Raw genomic sequence first — 18,033 nt, forward strand, 5'->3', positions numbered from 1 at the left:
TGGGGGGCCCGGAGTGGGCTTGAGAATCGTCCGAGAAAGATCCCGCCAAGAAGCGGGCGAATTATTATAAAGCTGCACAAGGGAACATCCATGTCCTATCTGAAACTCGGGTTCAAACAGAATCTGTTACTCGTGGTTATTCTCACGATTCTTGGTTTCGCTGCTCTCGTGACACTCTCGATCACCTCTCTCAACAAGCAGAGCAAAGCGGCCGAGCAGGTCGATCTGCTCGGTCGCTGGGTGATCGATCTGAGTAACCTCAAATCCGAGGTGTCCAACGTTTCGCGTCTCGAAGGTGAGCGAGCGGTCGAAGCGCTTGCAGCATTGCAGGAGCAGCAGGCCGGTGTACTGAACACCCTTCTTGAGCAAGGTATGGACAAGGCCGAGACGTTGCAGGTAACCCTGGACGGCTGGGTCAATGCCAAAAAGCGCCTGCTGGAAACCACCGATTCAATCGGTCACTCCAATGAGGGGGGGCAGCGAGCGGCAGTGAATCAGGAGATGGATGCCTTTGAGCGGACGCTGTTCTCGTTCATGCGCCAGCCGTTCCGGGTATTGAAGGAGAGTGTTTCCCAGGTTATCGAGCAGCGCACCCCGGAAAGCTTCGCCGCCTACAAGGAGGCTGCTGCAGGCCTGAGAACCAGCCTGATCGAACTCGATTTCCTCGATACCTTTGATGAGCCGCTGACCAAGATTGAAACCGAGATGGACAAGTTGATTGTGTTGCTGGAGCAGCAGAACGCGGTCAGCTCGGAAGCCGAGCAATATCTGGTCAGCCTGAATCAAGAGGTTGCTACCGATCTCGACTTCGTGCTCTCTGAACTCGCCACTGCGCGCAGTGAAGCCAACGAAGCCAGCGGTAAGGCGCGGATGACCATTCTGATCGCCGGGGCGGTGGTCTCGCTGATCATTTTCATCCTGCTGATGAACACCTGGCGCAAGTCGACCCGCGCACTTACCGCCACACTGGACTCTCTGGAGAAGGTGGCTGCCGGTGACCTGCAGCTGCGTCTGCCGGTAAGCGAAGGGCATCAGGACGAGTTCGATCGACTGGGTGCTGCGGTGAATAATCTGACCGAACAGCTCGGCAGCGTACTCAACGGTGTCAAGAGCAGCAGCGAACAGCTGCAGCGGATGTCGTCCGAACTCAGCCAGACGCTGAAGGTGCAGATTAGCGAGAGTGAGCAGACGGAAGCGGAAACCAGTTCGGTTGCGGCGGCCGCGGAAGAGATCAGCCAGACCGTAATGGAGATGGCGAACGCCTCCGAAGAGACCAACAGGCTTTCCAATCAGGCGCAGGATGCAACCGAGAAGGGCGGTGCGGTGATTACCGGCGCGTTGGGCTCGCTGGAGCAGATCTCCGATCTGTTCGCCCGCATCCATGATCAGTTGAATGACCTCAATGCCGCTTCCGGTCGCGTCGATGGTGTCACCGACATGATTAACGGATTGGCAGAGCAGACCAACCTGCTGGCGTTGAACGCGGCGATCGAAGCGGCGCGTGCGGGTGAGGCCGGTCGTGGCTTCTCGGTTGTCGCGGATGAGGTGCGTGCGCTGGCGGAGAAGACCGTCTCGGCGACCTCCAGCATCAACGAGATCAACAACAATATGCAGGTCCAGATGAAGCAGATTCTGTCGGCGATGGAGAATGGACAGAATCAGGTCAGCGAAAGCCGCAGTCAGGGTGGGGAAGCGATTCAGGAGATGAGCCATATTCGTGCGCTCTTCGGTGAAGTCAGCGATCGCAACCAGCAGCAGGCGGCGAGCATCGAGCAGATCTCGGCAACCGCGCAGTCGATTGCGCACAGCATGAACGCGGTGCTGGATAACGTATCGCGCGGCTCAGAGCGTAGTCGCGAGATCGGCAGCTTCTCGTCCGATGTGGTCGGGCATGCTCAGGGGCTGAAGGAGATGATCTCCCGGTTCCGTTGCTGATCAGGGTACGGAGTTGAAAGGCAGAGGGCGGCTCAGTAATGGGGCGCCCTTTTTGTTGGGGGCTGATTTCACATTACCTACGTAAAAATACGTAGGCAGAGCTGCGTGCTGGCACGGAACCATACCGCGTAATTACGGGTTGGATTGCGCGCTATTGCGAATAGGTCTGTCCAGTTGACCCTGAGATACTGAAGATCGCTCGATCAGCGTCTAAGCTGATTTGGTGAACCCCAATATAAAAGGACATAAAAACAATGTTGAAACTGACGTTTGCCCGTAAGCTGATTGCGGCTGCAGCCTGTGTTGCTGCCGTTATCGCGCCGGCTCAGGCCGCAGAAAAAACCTACCGTCTGAAACTGGCCGAGACCTGGCCGACCAACTTCGGTGTGTTCAGCCACCCCGCGCGTGAGATGGCGCAGCTGGCGGAACAGATGTCCAACGGCAGACTGAAGATCGAGATCGACACTGCCAACAAACACAAGTCCGCTTTCGGCGTGTTCGACATGGTCCGTGCCGGTCAGTACGACCTGGGTCACTCAGCTTCCTACTACTGGAAGGGCAAGGTGCCCAATACCCTGTTCTTCACCACCATGCCGTTCGGCATGACCGCGACCGAGCAATATGGTTGGTTCTACTACGGTGGTGGCATGGAGCTGATGCAGAAGGTGTACGAGCCGTTCGGCCTGATGTCGGTTCCCGGCGGCAACACCGGTATGCAGATGGGCGGCTGGTTCCGCAAGGAGATCAACTCCGTCGAGGATCTCAACGGTCTGAAGATGCGTATTCCTGGCTTCGCCGGTGAGGTATTGGCCAAGTTGGGCGCAAGCCCGACCAACATCGCGCCGGGTGAGCTCTACACCTCGCTGGAGCGTGGCACCATCGACGCACTGGAGTGGGTCGGCCCCTCCATGGACCTGCGCATGGGCTTCCACAAGATCGCGCCTTACTACTACACCGGTTGGCATGAGCCGGGTACCGAGCTGCAGTTCCTGATCAACAAGAAGAAGTTCGAAACCCTGCCGGAAGATCTGCAGAAGATCCTGTTGACCGCGATGAAGGTGTCTGCCTACAACATGACCATCGAATCGCACCATGCATCGGCCGAGAACTGGTTTAACATGAAGACCGAGTTCCCTGACGTACAAGTAAAGAACTTCCCGCCTGAAGTCATCGCTGCGCTGAAAAAAGCCAACGATGAACTGCTGGTCGACGCGGCTGCAGCGGACCCCCTGGCCAAGGAGATCATCGACTCCCAGGCCGGTTATCAGAAACTGATCCGCGTATGGACCAATATCGGCGAACGCGCCTACCTGAACAGCATGGCTGAGGAGTAAACTCCGCCCTGCGGGAGCCCAGCCTCGGCTGCGGCTCCCACGCCTCGTTCAAACTTACCCCTCGGGCCATGAGGTCGCTGACCATGTTTCTGTTACGTCTTGAACAGACGATCGATCGGTTTTCCGATCTGCTTGGCAAAATCGCCGCCATCCTCTTCGTGCTGATGCTGTTCAACGTCTTTTACGACGTTGTATCCCGCTACCTGTTCAACGCCGTCTCGATCGGCATGCAGGAGATGGAGTGGCATCTGTTCGCCGCCATGTTCATGCTTGGCATCCCCTTTACGCTGCGCGCCGGCGGGCATGTGCGGGTTGATGTGATCTACGAGGGCCTCGCCCTGCGCAAGAAAGCCTGGATCGATCTGGTGTGTACGCTGGTGCTGCTGATCCCGTTCTGTCTGCTGGTGGCCTGGTACGGTGTCGACTTTGCACGCGAGTCTTTCCAACTAGGTGAAGGCTCGGGCGACCCGGGCGGCTTGCCTTATCGCTGGATCATAAAATCGATTATCCCGTTTGCGATGTTTTTTAACTTCATCAGCGGAATAGGGCTGATGCTGCGTTCGATCAATATCCTGGCGGGACGTCACCAGGATGATGACTATACGCCGATTCAACATTAAGCAGCCGGAGTTCAGATAATGATCGGTATTATCATGTTTTTCGCCGCCCTGCTGATGTTGCTGGTCGGCTTTCCTGTGGCCTATACCTTCGGTGGTGTGGCTTTGATCTTCGGCGTGCTTGCCGAGGGACCTGATATCTTCGCTTTTATGCCGTTCCGCATTCAGAGCATCATGGAAAACGTGACGCTGATGGCGGTGCCGCTGTTCATCTTCATGGGTATCGTACTGCAGCGCACTCGCCTGGCCGAGCAGCTGCTCGAGTCGATGGGTCAGTTGTTTGGCGGGGTTCGTGGTGGTCTGGCGATCTCCACTGTGCTCGTGGGTGCGCTGCTTGCGGCATCGACCGGTGTGGTCGGGGCGTCTGTCGTCGCCATGGGGCTGATCTCGCTGCCGGTGATGATGAAGTACAACTATGACAAGCGCCTTGCCTGCGGCACCATCTGTGCCTCCGGTACGCTGGGTCAGATCATCCCGCCGTCGATCATCCTGATCATCCTCGGGGATGTGCTGGGGATTCCGGTTGGCGATCTGTTTCAGGCGGCGGTACTGCCCGGTGCGGTTTTGGTGGGTGCCTATCTGATCTACATCCTGGTGATCGCCTGGGCCAAGCCGGAGATGGCACCGACCATCCCGCGCGATGATTCGCTGAACCGCAAGCAGTTCTACCTTAAGGCGGTCTCCTCCATCGTACCGCCGCTGGCTTTGGTGCTGGTCGTATTGGGCTCGATCTTTGCTGGTATTGCGACACCGACCGAATCGGCTGCGCTCGGTGGTGTCGGCGCCCTGATACTGGCTATTCTGTACCGTCAGTTCAGCGTCAAGATGGTGATGGAAGCATCGATCGAAACCGTCAAGGTGACGGCGATGGTGTTTGCGATCCTGCTCGGGGCAACCGCGTTCTCCATGGCGTTCAGTTACACCGGTGGTGACTACATCGTCGAGGAAGTACTGTCTGACCTGCCCGGCGGGGCCACCGGCTTCCTGATCCTGTCGATGATCGCGATTCTGATCCTCGGCTTTTTCATCGACTTCGTCGAGATTGCCTTCATCATCGTGCCGATTCTGGCACCGGTGGCGGACCTGCTCGGCATAGCGCCGCTCTGGTTCGCGATCCTGATCGCGATGAACCTGCAGACCAGCTTCCTGACCCCGCCGTTCGGCTTCTCGCTGTTCTACCTCAAGGGGGTGGCGCCGCGCGAGGTGACCACGATGGATATCTATAAGGGGGTCATGCCCTTCATCTTGATCCAGATCCTCATCGTGATCTCGATCATGGTGTTGCCGAGCTGGTACGGTCTGGTATAAACAGAGCCTTGTACGGGCAGGGAAGAGCCGGGTGTGGGGAACCACAGCCGGCTTTTTTGTTATGTACGGGATGTACGGTTCCTGTCATCCATGGCGTTCATGCGCAGGGGTGGCATTTCCGGTGCTGAGGACTAATGACTCACCATGACACTTAAAATAAAAATTATGCTGTTGGCGATTCTGCCGATGGTGCTGGTGGCCTCCTTTACCACCTGGCTGGGGAGCAACGGCGCTCGGTTGTTGTCGGAGCAGGAGATCGAGATCTTCGAGCAGAGCCTGCTGGAGTCCAAGCGGCGCGAGCTGCGTCACTATGTCGATATCGCGCAGACACTGATCCGCCAGGTGATCGCGGAATCGGGTGACGACAGGGAAAAGGCCCAGGCCGAGGTGAAGCAGATTCTGCATGATATGACCTTCGGTGATGATGGTTATTTCTTCGCGTACGACGCCGACGGCGTTAACCTGGTGCATCCTATCCAGCCCGAACTGGTGGGACAGAATCTGCTCGATATTCAGGACCGCAATGGCGTCTATGTCATTCGTGAATTGATGCAGGCGGCTGTGGAGGGGGGCGGCTACCGACACTACCTGTGGCAGAAGCCGTCGCGCGAAGAGATCGAGGAGAAGATCAGCTACGTGGTGCGTATCCCAGAATGGGGCTGGATGATGGGCACCGGACTGTACATCGACGATATCAGTGCCGAGGTCAACAAGATCCGCAATGAGGTAAGCCGTAATATTCGTGAGAACGCCTTTACCGTCAGCGTCATCGTACTGGGTACCATGCTGCTGATTGTGCTTGTCGGTGTGGCGATTAACCTGCATGAGAGCCGAATGGCGGACGTACGGCTGCGCTCGTTGGCGCAGCGCTCAATACTGTTTCATGTGAATGAGCGTCGTCGCTTTTCCCGTGAATTGCATGACGGCATCAACCAACTGATGGTCTCGGTGCTCTATCGTATGGAGCTGGCCCAGCGGCGGCTCTCCTCCGGCGACAGCAAGGGGTTGGAGGATTTGAGTGCGGGGCGCCAGGTGCTCAACGAAGCGATTCAGGAGGTGCGCCGTATCTCTCACGACCTGCGGCCGAGTATTCTGGATGACCTGGGCCTGGAGTCGGCGCTGGGTAATCTGCTTGAGCAGTTTTCCGAACGCACAGGAGTGCGGATCAAGCGAGAGATCGCGCTGCCGGAGAAGCGACTGCCCGAGGATATCGAGATGACCCTGTATCGATTGATCCAGGAGGCGCTGACCAATGTGGAGCGCCACGCCGATGCCAGCGAGCTGGTGCTCAGACTCGATCATCAGCGCAGTCTGGTCAAGCTGGATCTGCGCGATAATGGCAGGGGTTTTGATCCTGAGTCGAACAGGCATATATTGGGCATCGGATTGCGCAATATGCGCGAACGCGTGGAGTTGCTCGGCGGTGAATACCGGCTGGATAGCGGCGTGGGTGAGGGGACTCGGATCCGGGTTCGGTTACCGGTCAAGTCGGCGCAGGTGTGAGGAGAGGCGATGAACGACACCCCGATAAAAGTGATACTGGTTGACGATCATCCACTGGTGCTTGATGGCATCAGGGCCAGATTGGAGGATGAGCCCGGCATCGACGTGGTGGGTGAGGCCTGCAATGGACTGCAGGCGGTGGAAAAGGCGCAGGCCCTTAAACCGGATGTGATGCTGATGGATGTGTCGATGCCGGTCATGAACGGCTTCGAGGCGACGCGGGAGCTGCGCGAGCGTTGTCCCGAGGTGCGGGTGTTGATTCTGAGCATGCACGACAACCGCGAGTATATCCTGCAACTGATCCAGTCCGGTGCGTCGGGTTACATTCTTAAAGATGTCTCGTCCGAAGAGATGGTCAAGGCGATCGAGACGGTGCATCAGGGCGGCACCTATTTCAGCTCCGGTGCTTCGCAAACCCTGTTTAGCCGATTCGATGAGCCGGTATCTGCTGCGCAAGACAGTGGTGTGCTGACCCGGCGTGAGCTGACCGTGCTCAAGCTGCTTGCAGAGGGGCGCAATAACAAGGAGATCGCACGGGAGCTGGATATTTCGGTGCGCACCGTCGAGACCCACCGCCAGAACATCAAGTCAAAGCTTAATATCCAAACGGCGGCGGGCCTGGTGCGTTATGCCATCGAGCACAACCTGGTTCAGATATCCTGATCGCTGACCACGGCCGGTAACAGGTCGTGGTGGCTGGCGGCTTCCTTTAATCGGCCGTCTCGCTTGATTTGAGTAACGAACTGATTAACCCGTGCCAGCCACTCCGGCTGCTCCTTGGCGACAGCATACGCATAACGGAAAGGGCGTGGCGAGTTGAGCTCGGCGGGTTCGATCAGCTTGGCCCAGTCATAGAAGCGCAGCACCTTGCGCGAATATGGGTAGTCGGTGATGAAAATATCGGCACGACCCGACAGCACCGACTGCTCGCGCTCGCGCGGGTCACGCACCACCAGCAACTTTGCCCTCTTCAGGTGTTCGCGCATGTAACCCTCCATATAGGTTCCCTCCTGTACACATACCACACCGCCGAGCTGGTCGATATCGGCCCAGCTGTTCAGACTCTGATGGGTGCGGGTGGTGACGCCATACATGTGGCTGGCCAGATAGGGTTCGCTATAGTCGATACGCTCGGCCCGTGCCGGGGTGATGGCGATGGAGAACATGCCGATATCGCATCTGTCCTGCTCGATATCGTCCATGAATCGGCCGAAATGGGTTTCGACGAAGCTCAGGCTGACACCCAGATCCTGCGCAAACGCATGCGCGAGCTCGATATCGATCCCCTCCAGCTCACCGGTTTTCGGATGTCGGGCGCTGATCGAAAAGTACTCGGGCCAGATGCAGACGCGTAGCGTGCCGCTGGCCTCGATCTGCTGCAGGCGGTCATCCGCCTGGCTGACGGATGGCAGAATCAACGTCAGCAATAGTGAGAGCAGGGTCAGAAAACTCTGACCTGAAGCAAGTGGCCGTACACTCATGGTGCGCTCCTTATTCGTTAACGTATATCATGCCGACTATAAGCAGTTTGAGGTTGTCTGCCATTGATCTGGAATCGTTTATCAGTCGTTCCTTTGATCGGAGTTGTGCTCAGCGCCTGTTTCATAGCGGTGTTTATCCTGTTTCAGGCCATAGGCGAGTCTCGTGCCCGAGTCAGCATCGAGTCCGAGTCGGCGGTGCTGGCGCACACCCTGGAAGGCGGCCTTGTACGCAGCATTCAGGATATACAGGGGCGTCTGAACAGCATGCGGGCGCAGCTGGAATACACATCGGAACTCTTGCTTGAGCCTGACGAATTACAGCGTCGCCTCACGCTGTTGATCGAGATGAGTCCTCAACTGCGTGAGCTTGCTGTGGTCTCTGCCGAAGGGGTGGTCCTGGGAAGTTCGCAACCCGACGAGATTGGACGGACTGTTGCGGGTTTGAGTTGCCTTTCGCAGGCGGATACTCATCTGCCGATGGTGTTTGGCCAGGTTATCCCCGGCCGTTTTCTGACCGAGACGCTTGCGCCTGCCGGAATCTACCAGTTACCGATCTGTATGCCCTATAAGTTCGAAGGCGCTCTGCGGGGCTGGATCGTGGCGGTGTGGAATCCGGATGCGGTAAGCGCTCTGTTTCGGCCACTGATCGAGCAATTGCCCATCAGCCTGCGACTACTCAACTACGACGGCAGCCTGATGGTGTCTGCTCCCTCCATTGGCGAGCTTCCGGGATATAGCCTTGCCGGGCAGGAGCCCTTCAACTCCCTTTTGGACGAGAGGGAGTGGGGCAGTCTGGAGCTTGACAGGAATGGGCGTCAAGTCCTGTTGCACTACCGTGCGACGTCGATGTTTCCCGTCGTCCTGACGCTGGAGTACGACCTTGATGCAGGGCTGGAACATTGGCATGGTTTGGTCTCCCGGTTGCGCTGGTTGGTGGTCGGGATCGTGGTGATGATCCTGCTGGCGTCCGGTATCATCTTCCGCCTGTCCAGACGTCAACAGGGGATGGCCGATCGTCTGCAATTGCTCGGCACGGCGATCAGTACTACGGCGAACGCGGTCATCATCACCGATGCCAAAGGGGTGGTGCAGTGGGTCAATCGCGCCTTTACCCTGCTAACCGGGTACGAGCCTGAGCAGGTAGTCGGACGGACGCCGGCAATTCTGAATTCGGGCGAGCACCCGAAGGCGTTTTTTAACGACCTCTGGCAAACCATTACCCAGGGCAGGGTCTGGCGAGGCGAGGTGGTCAACCGCACCCGCAGCGGTGCTCGGCTGATCGTCGATCAAACCATCACGCCGATTTGCAGTGAGAACAGTCTTATCGATCATTATGTCGCCGTTCACGAGGATGTGACGGCGCGCCGCGAGGCCGAGCAGCGGGCACTGTTCCTGGCGTTCCATGATCAGCTCACCGAACTGCCCAACCGGCGTCGACTGTCGGAAAAACTCGCCGAAGCGCTACAGGCCCCCGGTGAACAGAAGGTGGGCCTGCTCTACATCGATCTGGATAATTTCAAAACCGTCAATGACACCCTGGGCCACAGTATGGGCGACGAGCTGCTGGTGATCACTGTGCGTCGGCTGATCAATGCAGTCACCGAGGATATCTGCCTGGCACGTCTTGGCGGCGATGAGTTTGCCATGCTGGTAACCAAAGACGTTGATACCCAATGGTTGGAGGAGCTTGCTATACGCCTGGTCAAGGTGCTGGCTCAGCCGGTTGAGTTGAACGGCACGCGCTTTCAGCTATCAGCCAGTATCGGTCTGGCGATCGGTATAAGCGGCGACACGGAGCCGGCGACTCTGCTGCGGCAGGCCGATCTGGCGATGTACAAGGCAAAGCACGATGGTCGCAATCAGTACCGTTTCTTCGACGTGAAGATGGACTACCTGATGCGTCGGCGTGTCGAACTGGAGCAGGGACTGCGAGCGGCGATGGCCGGTGAGGGAGAGTTGTCCATGCGCTACCAGCCGATTTTCGATGCCGCTACGCTCAAGCCGCTCGGGGTCGAGGTGTTGATTCGCTGGCAAAGCGAATCGGGGGAGTGGGTCTCCCCGGCCGAATTTATTCCGGTGGCGGAAGAGAGCGGGATGATCGTGCAGATTGGTGCCTGGCAGATGGAGGAGGTGATCGGGCAACTGGCGACCTGGGACAAGCAGGGGCTCGAGGTTGGCTATTTGAGTCTCAACGTGTCAGCAGTGCAGCTGGCGCGTGACGATATCGCCGGACGCCTGCTGCGCGCGCTGGCCCGCCACCATATAGGGACCGACCGTATCGTGGTTGAGATCACCGAAACCACGCTGATGAGCAAGTCGCTGCTGGTCAAGAGCAACCTCGCCGCACTGGAGGCGGCCGGTGTGTTTGTTTCTGTCGACGACTTCGGTACAGGCTACTCGTCGATGAGCTATCTGAAGGAGTTGCAGGCGGACTACTTGAAAATCGACCGTAGCTTCGTCATCGGTATCGGCAAGAATCGCAGTGATGAAGAGATCATCCATGCCATGATAGCGCTTGCGCGCAGCCTGCAGATGAAAGTGGTGGCCGAGGGGGTTGACGATGCCGCACAGTTGCGCTTCCTGCAGAGCGCAGGGTGCGATCTGATTCAGGGCTTCCTGCTCAGCAAACCACTGACGGTGCTGGAAGCCGGCGCGCTGTTCGACAGCGCGCGCCGGGGTCTGACCGTTCTGGCGGGATATGGCTGATCAAAAATTGATCTCTAAGCTGTTGAAAAGAAATAGAAAAATCATGAAAAAATATTGTGAGTGGGGCTTGCCAAAGTCCGGGGCATCTATATAATACGCACCACGTTTGACGGCAAGGCTCCTTGCTCAAACATCTAGGACTATAGCTCAGTTGGTTAGAGCACCACCTTGACATGGTGGGGGTCGCTGGTTCGAGTCCAGTTAGTCCTACCAGATTCTCGAACGAGAACAGCCACTTACGGGTTAAGCCGAGTGGCTGTTTTTGTATGTGCTTGAGCGTGTCAGCACATTGTCAGCAAAATACCAAAGCCCTTTTCAGGGCTTAGCTATCCGGTGTTTGCTCTGCGGCGCCAGCGGTTCCAGGGCGATACCCGGTATCCGGGTATCGATCAGGTCGTTAGCGTTGGGGCTGCACGAATTGTGGAGACCTGCCGGTCTTCCACCAATGGTGGAAGTTATCTGTCGCCCTGGCGCTTCGTGTGTTTGGGGCGTCGGCCATGGCTCCTCAATCTGAGGTGGAGATCTGGCGTAAACTGTAGCACTGCAATGCGCTATGTCCTTAACGTATCAGGGAGGAAGTACATGAAATACCCAGTGATTGTTGAGCCGGACGGCGGCGGGTGGCTGGTGACCTTTCCGGATGTTCCGGAAGCGCTGACCGGCGGCGATACTCGCGAAGAGGTGCTGAAGGAGGCTGTGGGTGCCCTGGTGACGGCGTTCGAGTTCTACTTCGAGGATCGGCGGGCGGTACCGTTGCCATCGGATATCCAGGCAGGAGCTGAATCGGTGGTCGTGCCGGATAGCGTCTGGCGCCGGGTGCTGCAGTTCAATGATTCGCTGGCGCTCCCGGAGTAAGCGCCAGCGAAATTGTTCTCCACCAATGGTGGAACACCGGCTGGTGTTCCGGATCAGGCGGCCTGATCGCAAAGGCGGGGCGCTTTATCATCTCCCCTTGGCTGGTTTGGTCAGTTGATCCGCATACACTCTTGGACCGCGGCGCGGGCTTCTCGGATCCGCTCAACCAGGTCGATCATCAGCACGCTTTTGTCCGAATCGCTCAGCCCGTCGTAGTTTTCAAATGCCGTGTTGCCGACCACTTCAGCCCGCTCCAGCAGGCAGTTCAGAGTGAACAGCTTGTTGTCGAGTTCGCGCGCCCTGCTCATTGTTGAGTCTCCCGTGCTTTTGTGGCCACTCCCGACTTTTCGGGAGTGTACCAGGCAGCAAATAGCCAGCCCTTGCTGAGAGGAGTGCAGCCGACATCCTCGGCTTCGCAGTTGATCGAGTTCATCGTGTCTTGTGCGATCCCTCGGATCATAGTCAAAGTGTTCTGGATATCGTTCCAAAGGTCTTGTGTCGCCGCACCCTGCTCCAGTCGGAGCATGGCCAGGTTTGCTAGGGTCTCGATGTTCGAGAAGTTTTCTCGGGACAGCCCGTCCATCGCTTCGACGGCGCCTTTTAACCGATCGATGCTCATGCTCATGATTGCTTCTCCTCTTCGGCAGCGGAATCAACGGCTTCGGTAAACAGCGGTGCCAGCTCTTCGACCTGGTTGAGGAGGTGTGCAAACGTCACTGTCTGCTCGTTCTCGCTCATGCCGCTTTGATCGCGCACCCGGCTCTGGCAGAGCTTCAGGTGCTGGCGCAACATCTCCAGCCGGGCCTCGAACAGGTCGTAAGCTTTCAGCCCGGATTCGCTCATCGTATTGGTCATGACTGCAGTTCCTCGTCTTCTTCATCGAGCGTGGCCATGTACGCCTCGTTATCGAAGTTCAGGCCCGCGTTGGCGGCCTTGAGCAGGGTCTTGTTGTCATCCTTGTCCAGTCCGCCTTTCAGGTGCTTGGCGGCGCCGGTCAGCCAGATCTCCAGCTCGGTGAAGAAATCGACCACTTGGCCGCGCAGGACGTCCTGCTCGGCGCTGGCGCCGTTCTTGCGGTCGAACTCCAGCACCATCCTCCCGAGGTTGCTGCCGTCACAGCTGGCGCCGTGCTCCTTGAGGTGCTTCATGTAGATGCGCGCCAGGGCGCGGCCGGTTTCGTTACCGCCGAAGTAGCCGCCAGTCTTGGGCACCGCCCAGAAGGACAGGTCGAACCTGCCGGGCACGCCATCGACGAACGGGAGGCGGTGGAACGGGAGTTCCTTGCGGTTTTTGAACCTGATCGCACTGGCAGCAGGTTGGCGGACGAACGCGGTCGGGAGTCGGGTATCAGCGGATTGAGCAGCCATGGTGGCCTCCGTTTGATTTCTTCGAATGCCCCTGTTCCGCAGGGGTGTCGGGAGGTTCGAAACGGTTCAAACGGACCGCGGAGTTATTCCCCTGACGGGTGTTGTATTCCTCGCCCTCCCGACTCAACGGGATTTGTGCGCGGCATCCAGGCGGATTTCGGGCACAAAAAAACCAACGCTGACGGGGTTGGAACATTCCGGTTTGAAAGAGGTTTCGACGCCTCGGGAGTAACCATACACACAAGGCTGCAGATGGCGCAAGTTTCTGTGATCGATAATTATCGGTTTATTCTATTTTGTTATAGATCAAAAAACAAACATCTGTTCAGGTCTGGTATGTGCATACTTATTTCAAGTAAATGATTATTAGTAATAAATTAGTCGACCTATATTTTTTATCGTCCATTTAAGCAATTTTCGTTCTCATATTGTTTTGTTATATATCAGCGGACTACCGACGCATGAACACGCGGTGATTGTGCTGACGGCGCGGCTCTCCAGTGAGCCGGTACAGGACCGGTCGAATGTCTCTTGATGTGACGAGCCTACGCGCCAGCAACAGGAGCAGGCCTGTATCCGTGCTTACTGGGCTGGGGGGGCGCCAAATTTGGGGGTAGGTAGATGGCTGCTGGCGCTTTTGTGGGCGGGGGTGTCCGCCGTCGGCGCATACCCTGGGGAGGTTTAGGATCTCCTCAATCTGAGGAAAAGTGCTCAGGAGGTGACGCCGCTGGTCGTCGCGGCAACTGCCGGCACCGACCGTGTTAAAGCCGGCCTTCCAGCATCAGGCTCGTCAGCCGCTCGAGTTCGGTCAGCGTTCGGTCCGTGGCCGTGCCAATTGCTCGATCGGCCAGGCCCGGAGTGTTGGCGAACACGTTGGGGATGGATGGGCCGGACTTGGATCTGAACGGAGTGCGCCCGTCATAGGCAGGACTATCGATGTTCCTCTCGACTACGCGGCCTTTGTAGTAGAAAACGTGCCGGTACTTCTCTCGATCGCCGTTGCGCCAGATCTTGAAACTGACGCCACCCTTGGCTAGGTTTCGCACGTTGAACTCTTCCAGCGGCAGCGGGAAGCCAGTGACTACAAGCCTGGCGCTGATATACCCGTTGTCCAGGCTGCGCGGGAAGAATACATGGTTTTTCACGGTGCCGCGTTTGACGTTCAGCTTGGCATAGATCTCGTCGATGGTGATCTTGCGGCCCTGATTGGCACCGTAGTTCAGGGCACGGCGGAGCATCTGGGCGCCCTTGTCCGAGCCGTTGAACACGCTGCGCATCCATTGCAGATCTTCAGGCTTGAAGTATGCGTCGATCCGTTCGGTAGTCATTGAGTTACTCCTTTCGGTCCAGTCCGGCTTTTCGCTCGAGTTCCACTTTGCGCTGCCGCGCTTCTACGTTCTTCCGCTGTACATCGGCCGCACGATAACCACGCCGTGCAACGGCCGCTTCCAGCGATTCCAGATCGTTTTCAATCTCCAGTACGGTCGCTTCGACATCTTGCGTCGGGTGGATGTGCGGCCAGCGCTGCGGCCGCCAGTCGCGCAGGTGATAATCCGTGTAATGCTGACTGTAGCCGGGGGCTTGAACCAGCCCCAACAGCACGGCTTGATCGGTGAACCAAGAGGCGATCCTTTCGCAGATCTGGTGGATGCACAGATGATCCTGTGCCACCTCAATTTCGCGGCGGTACTCCTGGATCATTGCGCGATAGATACGGTCATTGATGTTTGACCAGTCGCCGGTCATCAGCTCATACAGGCTCTTGGCACCGGCGGCGATCGCCAGCAGCTGTTGCCGCTGGTAGTCGGCGTAGCCGTCGCCTGTCTTGTCGCCGTCGAACAGGGTGATCTTCTCGCCGGGCAGGCCGGTCAGGATGGTACCGGGTTGCGCGTTGATCTCTGGCACGTCCTGATCTTCATCGATCGGCTCACCGGAGATCGGGTCGAACTTCCAACCGTCCTCGCCCTGATATTCCTTCTGCAAGAACGCCGTGAACGGCGCACGGGTCTCCTTGCGCTTGAGTTCGGCATCCTCATAGCTGTCGTAGGTATGGGCACGCAGCAGCGCCGGGACGATATCCGGCTCACCTCGCACCTGCCCCGGGCGCAGCGGTAGGTAGTGATGGATGATCTGCGCGGCGGGAATGCGGACCAACTCTGTGGAGGCATACCCGAATCCGTCACCGGGATGCTCCTTGTACACCCATACGGCGACCAGCTTGCCGCGCCTGGTGAACTCCTTGCCGGCAATGATCCGGTTGCCATTTGACCGGGTGCGATCATGATCGGATGGCACCATATCGGGCTCAATGACCTGAAGCGCGATAGGCACCTGTTGAGACCCAACCGGCATATAGCGCAGGCGGATGAATACCTCGCCGGTGATCCGCCGGGTTCTCGCCGCCAGGGCGAGTATGCCGTAGAAGTCGAGTGTGCGGTCGACGGAGGCGTATCCGGTCCAGGCATCCCAAACCGCGGCCATTCGCTCGTTAAAGGCGGTGTTGCTGCTCGCAAAAAGCGGCGTTATGCCCGTGCCGACCTCGTTGCTCACGTTACGCGAGATTGCCCGCTCGATCCACGGGTTGTTTCGGAAAGCGTGGCGGGACCGATTGCGCAGCGTCGACAGCGAGCCATTGAGCGCGCGGTTCGGGCCGGATGCGGGGGCGACTATGCCGGCAGACCGTCGACCGTGTGTAGCGCCTTCATACGCCTGGTTGCGGAACGTCGGTCGAGTCGCGCCAGCAGTGACCGGCAGGCCGTTCTTGATACGAACTCTTGGCTTTTCCATGGAAGTCCTCAGCGCCTGGGGCGTCGACACGCTTTTTGATTCGCTTGGCGATCAGTGTATCGTACTACATGGTTATGCATACAGCATGGATGGATATCCAGTTGTCTTGTGAGGGTGGGAGCATGGCGATAGATCAGGTTTTGAGAGCTGAAATCGAAGAGTTGCTGGTAATCTACCTGAACAGCCTGGAACAGCATCAAGCGGGCTGGGACGCCCAATCGATACTCCAGACCATCGCTGACCATCATGGCGAAGTCGGCGGCCGGCCTGCGCGCTGGAAAGCGAGCGATAAGGTGTTGCACCAGAGCCAGCGTGTCCGGCGGGCGCACACCAAGCTGGCCAAGGCGGTGTATCTCTTCGGAAGGGTGGCGGCCGACACCTCCTCGAATATCGGGATTACGCTCAAAGGCGGCATCGTGCCTGCGCGCAACGCGCTCTGTCTGATCGCCTCGCGCTTTTACAGTAGCGCCAGCCAACTGGCGATCGCTGATCGCCTGGGACTTACCGAAGGCGCCTATACCGGCCGATTGCAGAAGGGCAAGGAGCTTGCCGCGGTTGAACTGGAGAAACTGGCTCAACTGGAAGCACTCCTGTCGTCGGAACCGTCCGGGCTGTTTGGTTCTGGCGAGCCGTCCTCAGGATTGAACAATTCCCGATAGAGTTCTTCCCGTACCTGGTCGAGACTGTCCTGCACCTCCTGCAGCGTTTTCACATCCACGCCGAAATCCCGCTCCAGAATGTCCGGCAAGCTGTCGAAGAAGTTGGCGACTTGCCGCACTATGACTGCCATGTCTCGCCGAACATCGTGAATGTCTTCGACCTTGCCGGTGGTGACCAGGAACTTAAGCCGTTCGGTTTCTGACTGAAACCAGTGCAGCCGGTCCCTGGGTAGGAATAGGTCCGGTTCACCGGTATGCATCGAAACCGCGGTGGACTCGTAATACCTCTCAAGCACCGGGGCCATATCCTTCAGCCGGTAGAGGGGGATGCCTGCTTTTTCTGTCGACGGTTTTACCCCTTCTTCCAGGATGTACTTTCGGAGCGTGCTTCGGTGGATATCGAACATCCGGCCGATAGCGCTTATGTTGTATTCAAAATCTCTGTCTGCCATTGGCAAGACCTCCTTGCTCCTCGGTCACTGTCGCCTGGTTTGTCTTCAGTTCCGCGGGCTGGCGCCGCCTGGTGGTGGCGGCCATGAAACCCCGAAAATTTCTCGGAAACCGCGTGGTTGCGCCCCCGTGGTAGGGGTTGAAAATGCCAGGGGCCCCCGGCGTTCTGGTGGCTCTGGCTTCCCGTTTTCGCTTGAGAGGTGCGCGGCTGTTTTTTTCTGGCTGCTGTTCATGTTTTCCAATCGCCTCTCCTGTGGACTCTGCGTGTCTCTCTGGCGAGACGTTGATATAGGTGTCTGTTCGGGGAGGGCGAATAGGGGGTATGCTCGATTTTGAGCACACCCCCTCGGTAGCCTGACCCATCAGCGCCGGCTCTAACTCAGCAAATCGATTTTGTGCAGTGCCAGCGACTCACCCGCGGCTTGAATGTCGTCAGGAGTGGCGCCGTCGAAGAAGGATAGGTCGGCGGTGATCACTGAGGCCTCACGGCTGACCATGACACCCTTCCGGTCCTGATCGGTCGCATCTATTGCGGCAAACAGGATACCGGCCGGGGTGTCGCTCCCATCGGTGTTTCCGGGATTCCACTCGATCACTTTGCCGGTGCTCTCTACCTCAATGGTGAACCTGTCACCGAGGACAAAATCGGTAGATCCATCTTGAAGCGTAAAGCTCAGGCCCGCTTCTACGAATGCCACGCCGACTACGCCGAAGCCTACAACTTTCCCGCGGGGATCGCGCAACTGGAACTGACCGCCATCTGGCGCCTTTTGGATGATGGTCAGATCGTAGGTTCCTTTCTTGAGGCCGGTGACCGTGGAGAGGCCTGTTACTGTGCCGTCTCCTGTATTGCCGGTGGCCGCCGTCGCTGTGATAGTGGTGTTCAGAACCTCGCCCAATACGTGCCCGGCATTCAGGATCTGCCCCTGTTGAATCGTTACCGTGTTGATTGAGCGGGCTGTGCTACTACTGAGAAAGGCGCCAGCCGGCAGATCCATTGTTTTTACTGTCATGGGTTTGTCTCCATATGG

At 57.8% G+C, this 18,033-nt stretch carries 18 protein-coding genes and 1 tRNA gene; 10 read left to right on the top strand and 9 right to left on the bottom strand.

Features of this window, described 5'->3' with window-relative positions; genetic code table 11:
- Positions 1–90: 90 nt before the first annotated feature.
- The 6 genes from KQ940_RS11125 to KQ940_RS11150 all read left to right on the top strand — a co-directional run bounded on the left by KQ940_RS11125 (position 91) and on the right by KQ940_RS11150 (position 7,360).
- Positions 91–1,935 (top strand): methyl-accepting chemotaxis protein, encoded by a 1,845-nt coding sequence (locus tag KQ940_RS11125; RefSeq protein ID WP_217413695.1) that lies wholly within the window; start codon positions 91–93, stop codon positions 1,933–1,935.
- 254 nt (positions 1,936–2,189) lie between these two features.
- On the top strand, positions 2,190–3,269 hold the full coding sequence (locus KQ940_RS11130; protein ID WP_217413696.1) for a TRAP transporter substrate-binding protein: 1,080 nt from the start codon (positions 2,190–2,192) through the stop codon (positions 3,267–3,269).
- 83 nt (positions 3,270–3,352) lie between these two features.
- Positions 3,353–3,889, top strand: coding sequence for a TRAP transporter small permease subunit (locus tag KQ940_RS11135; RefSeq protein WP_217413697.1), 537 nt, complete (start codon positions 3,353–3,355; stop codon positions 3,887–3,889).
- Between the two features lie 18 nt (positions 3,890–3,907).
- Complete coding sequence (locus KQ940_RS11140) at positions 3,908–5,194, top strand: TRAP transporter large permease (protein WP_217413698.1); 1,287 nt, start codon at positions 3,908–3,910, stop codon at positions 5,192–5,194.
- Between the two features lie 144 nt (positions 5,195–5,338).
- Entirely contained in the window at positions 5,339–6,697 is a 1,359-nt protein-coding gene (locus tag KQ940_RS11145; protein WP_217413699.1) for a cache domain-containing protein, read from the top strand.
- A gap of 9 nt (positions 6,698–6,706) precedes the next feature.
- Positions 6,707–7,360, top strand: a complete 654-nt coding sequence (locus KQ940_RS11150; protein ID WP_217413700.1) for a response regulator transcription factor — start codon at positions 6,707–6,709, stop codon at positions 7,358–7,360.
- Here the strand turns inward: KQ940_RS11150 and KQ940_RS11155 are convergent.
- The gene (locus KQ940_RS11155) at positions 7,348–8,178 is read right to left on the bottom strand and encodes a substrate-binding periplasmic protein (protein ID WP_217413701.1); all 831 of its coding nucleotides are present in this window, start codon (positions 8,176–8,178) and stop codon (positions 7,348–7,350) included. The two genes, KQ940_RS11150 and KQ940_RS11155, sit on opposite strands and share 13 nt — an antisense overlap.
- A 129-nt stretch (positions 8,179–8,307) precedes the next feature.
- Here KQ940_RS11155 and KQ940_RS11160 point away from each other — a divergent pair, with 129 nt between their 5' ends.
- The 3 genes from KQ940_RS11160 (at position 8,308) to KQ940_RS11170 (ending at position 11,739) form a co-directional block, all read left to right on the top strand.
- Positions 8,308–10,884: a bifunctional diguanylate cyclase/phosphodiesterase gene (locus KQ940_RS11160; protein ID WP_217413702.1), complete on the top strand. Its 2,577-nt coding sequence runs from the start codon at positions 8,308–8,310 to the stop codon at positions 10,882–10,884.
- Positions 10,885–11,020: 136 nt separating this feature from the next.
- Positions 11,021–11,097, top strand: a tRNA-Val gene (locus KQ940_RS11165).
- Between the two features lie 369 nt (positions 11,098–11,466).
- On the top strand, positions 11,467–11,739 hold the full coding sequence (locus KQ940_RS11170; protein WP_217413703.1) for a type II toxin-antitoxin system HicB family antitoxin: 273 nt from the start codon (positions 11,467–11,469) through the stop codon (positions 11,737–11,739).
- Positions 11,740–11,849: 110 nt separating this feature from the next.
- Here KQ940_RS11170 and KQ940_RS11175 read toward each other — a convergent pair whose 3' ends face one another.
- The 6 genes from KQ940_RS11175 to KQ940_RS11200 all read right to left on the bottom strand — a co-directional run bounded on the left by KQ940_RS11175 (position 11,850) and on the right by KQ940_RS11200 (position 15,893).
- Positions 11,850–12,047 (bottom strand): hypothetical protein, encoded by a 198-nt coding sequence (locus tag KQ940_RS11175; RefSeq protein WP_217413704.1) that lies wholly within the window; start codon positions 12,045–12,047, stop codon positions 11,850–11,852.
- Positions 12,044–12,364 (bottom strand): hypothetical protein, encoded by a 321-nt coding sequence (locus KQ940_RS11180; RefSeq protein ID WP_217413705.1) that lies wholly within the window; start codon positions 12,362–12,364, stop codon positions 12,044–12,046. Before KQ940_RS11180 ends, KQ940_RS11175 begins: the two co-directional genes overlap by 4 nt.
- Positions 12,361–12,594, bottom strand: coding sequence for a hypothetical protein (locus KQ940_RS11185; RefSeq protein WP_217413706.1), 234 nt, complete (start codon positions 12,592–12,594; stop codon positions 12,361–12,363). The genes KQ940_RS11180 and KQ940_RS11185 overlap by 4 nt, the downstream gene beginning before the upstream one ends.
- Positions 12,591–13,106 carry a hypothetical protein gene (locus KQ940_RS11190; protein WP_217413707.1) on the bottom strand — a complete coding sequence of 172 codons (516 nt, stop codon included), beginning with the start codon at positions 13,104–13,106 and terminating at the stop codon, positions 12,591–12,593. Before KQ940_RS11190 ends, KQ940_RS11185 begins: the two co-directional genes overlap by 4 nt.
- Positions 13,107–13,867: 761 nt before the next feature.
- Positions 13,868–14,434, bottom strand: a complete 567-nt coding sequence (locus KQ940_RS11195) for a hypothetical protein (protein ID WP_217413708.1) — start codon at positions 14,432–14,434, stop codon at positions 13,868–13,870.
- A 4-nt stretch (positions 14,435–14,438) separates the two neighbouring features.
- Positions 14,439–15,893, bottom strand: coding sequence for a phage portal protein (locus KQ940_RS11200; RefSeq protein WP_217413709.1), 1,455 nt, complete (start codon positions 15,891–15,893; stop codon positions 14,439–14,441).
- A gap of 122 nt (positions 15,894–16,015) precedes the next feature.
- Here KQ940_RS11200 and KQ940_RS11205 point away from each other — a divergent pair, with 122 nt between their 5' ends.
- Positions 16,016–16,552, top strand: a complete 537-nt coding sequence (locus KQ940_RS11205) for a hypothetical protein (protein WP_217413710.1) — start codon at positions 16,016–16,018, stop codon at positions 16,550–16,552.
- Here KQ940_RS11205 and KQ940_RS11210 read toward each other — a convergent pair.
- A complete protein-coding gene (locus tag KQ940_RS11210; protein WP_217413711.1) occupies positions 16,468–17,004 on the bottom strand; it encodes a DUF1441 family protein in 537 nt (178 codons plus the stop codon). The genes KQ940_RS11205 and KQ940_RS11210 overlap by 85 nt on opposite strands.
- Before the next feature lie 372 nt (positions 17,005–17,376).
- Positions 17,377–18,015: a head decoration protein gene (locus KQ940_RS11215; RefSeq protein ID WP_217413712.1), complete on the bottom strand. Its 639-nt coding sequence runs from the start codon at positions 18,013–18,015 to the stop codon at positions 17,377–17,379.
- Positions 18,016–18,033 lie beyond the last annotated feature (18 nt).

Source organism: Marinobacterium ramblicola (assembly GCF_019084545.1).
GTDB lineage: Bacteria > Pseudomonadota > Gammaproteobacteria > Pseudomonadales > Balneatricaceae > Marinobacterium_D > Marinobacterium_D ramblicola.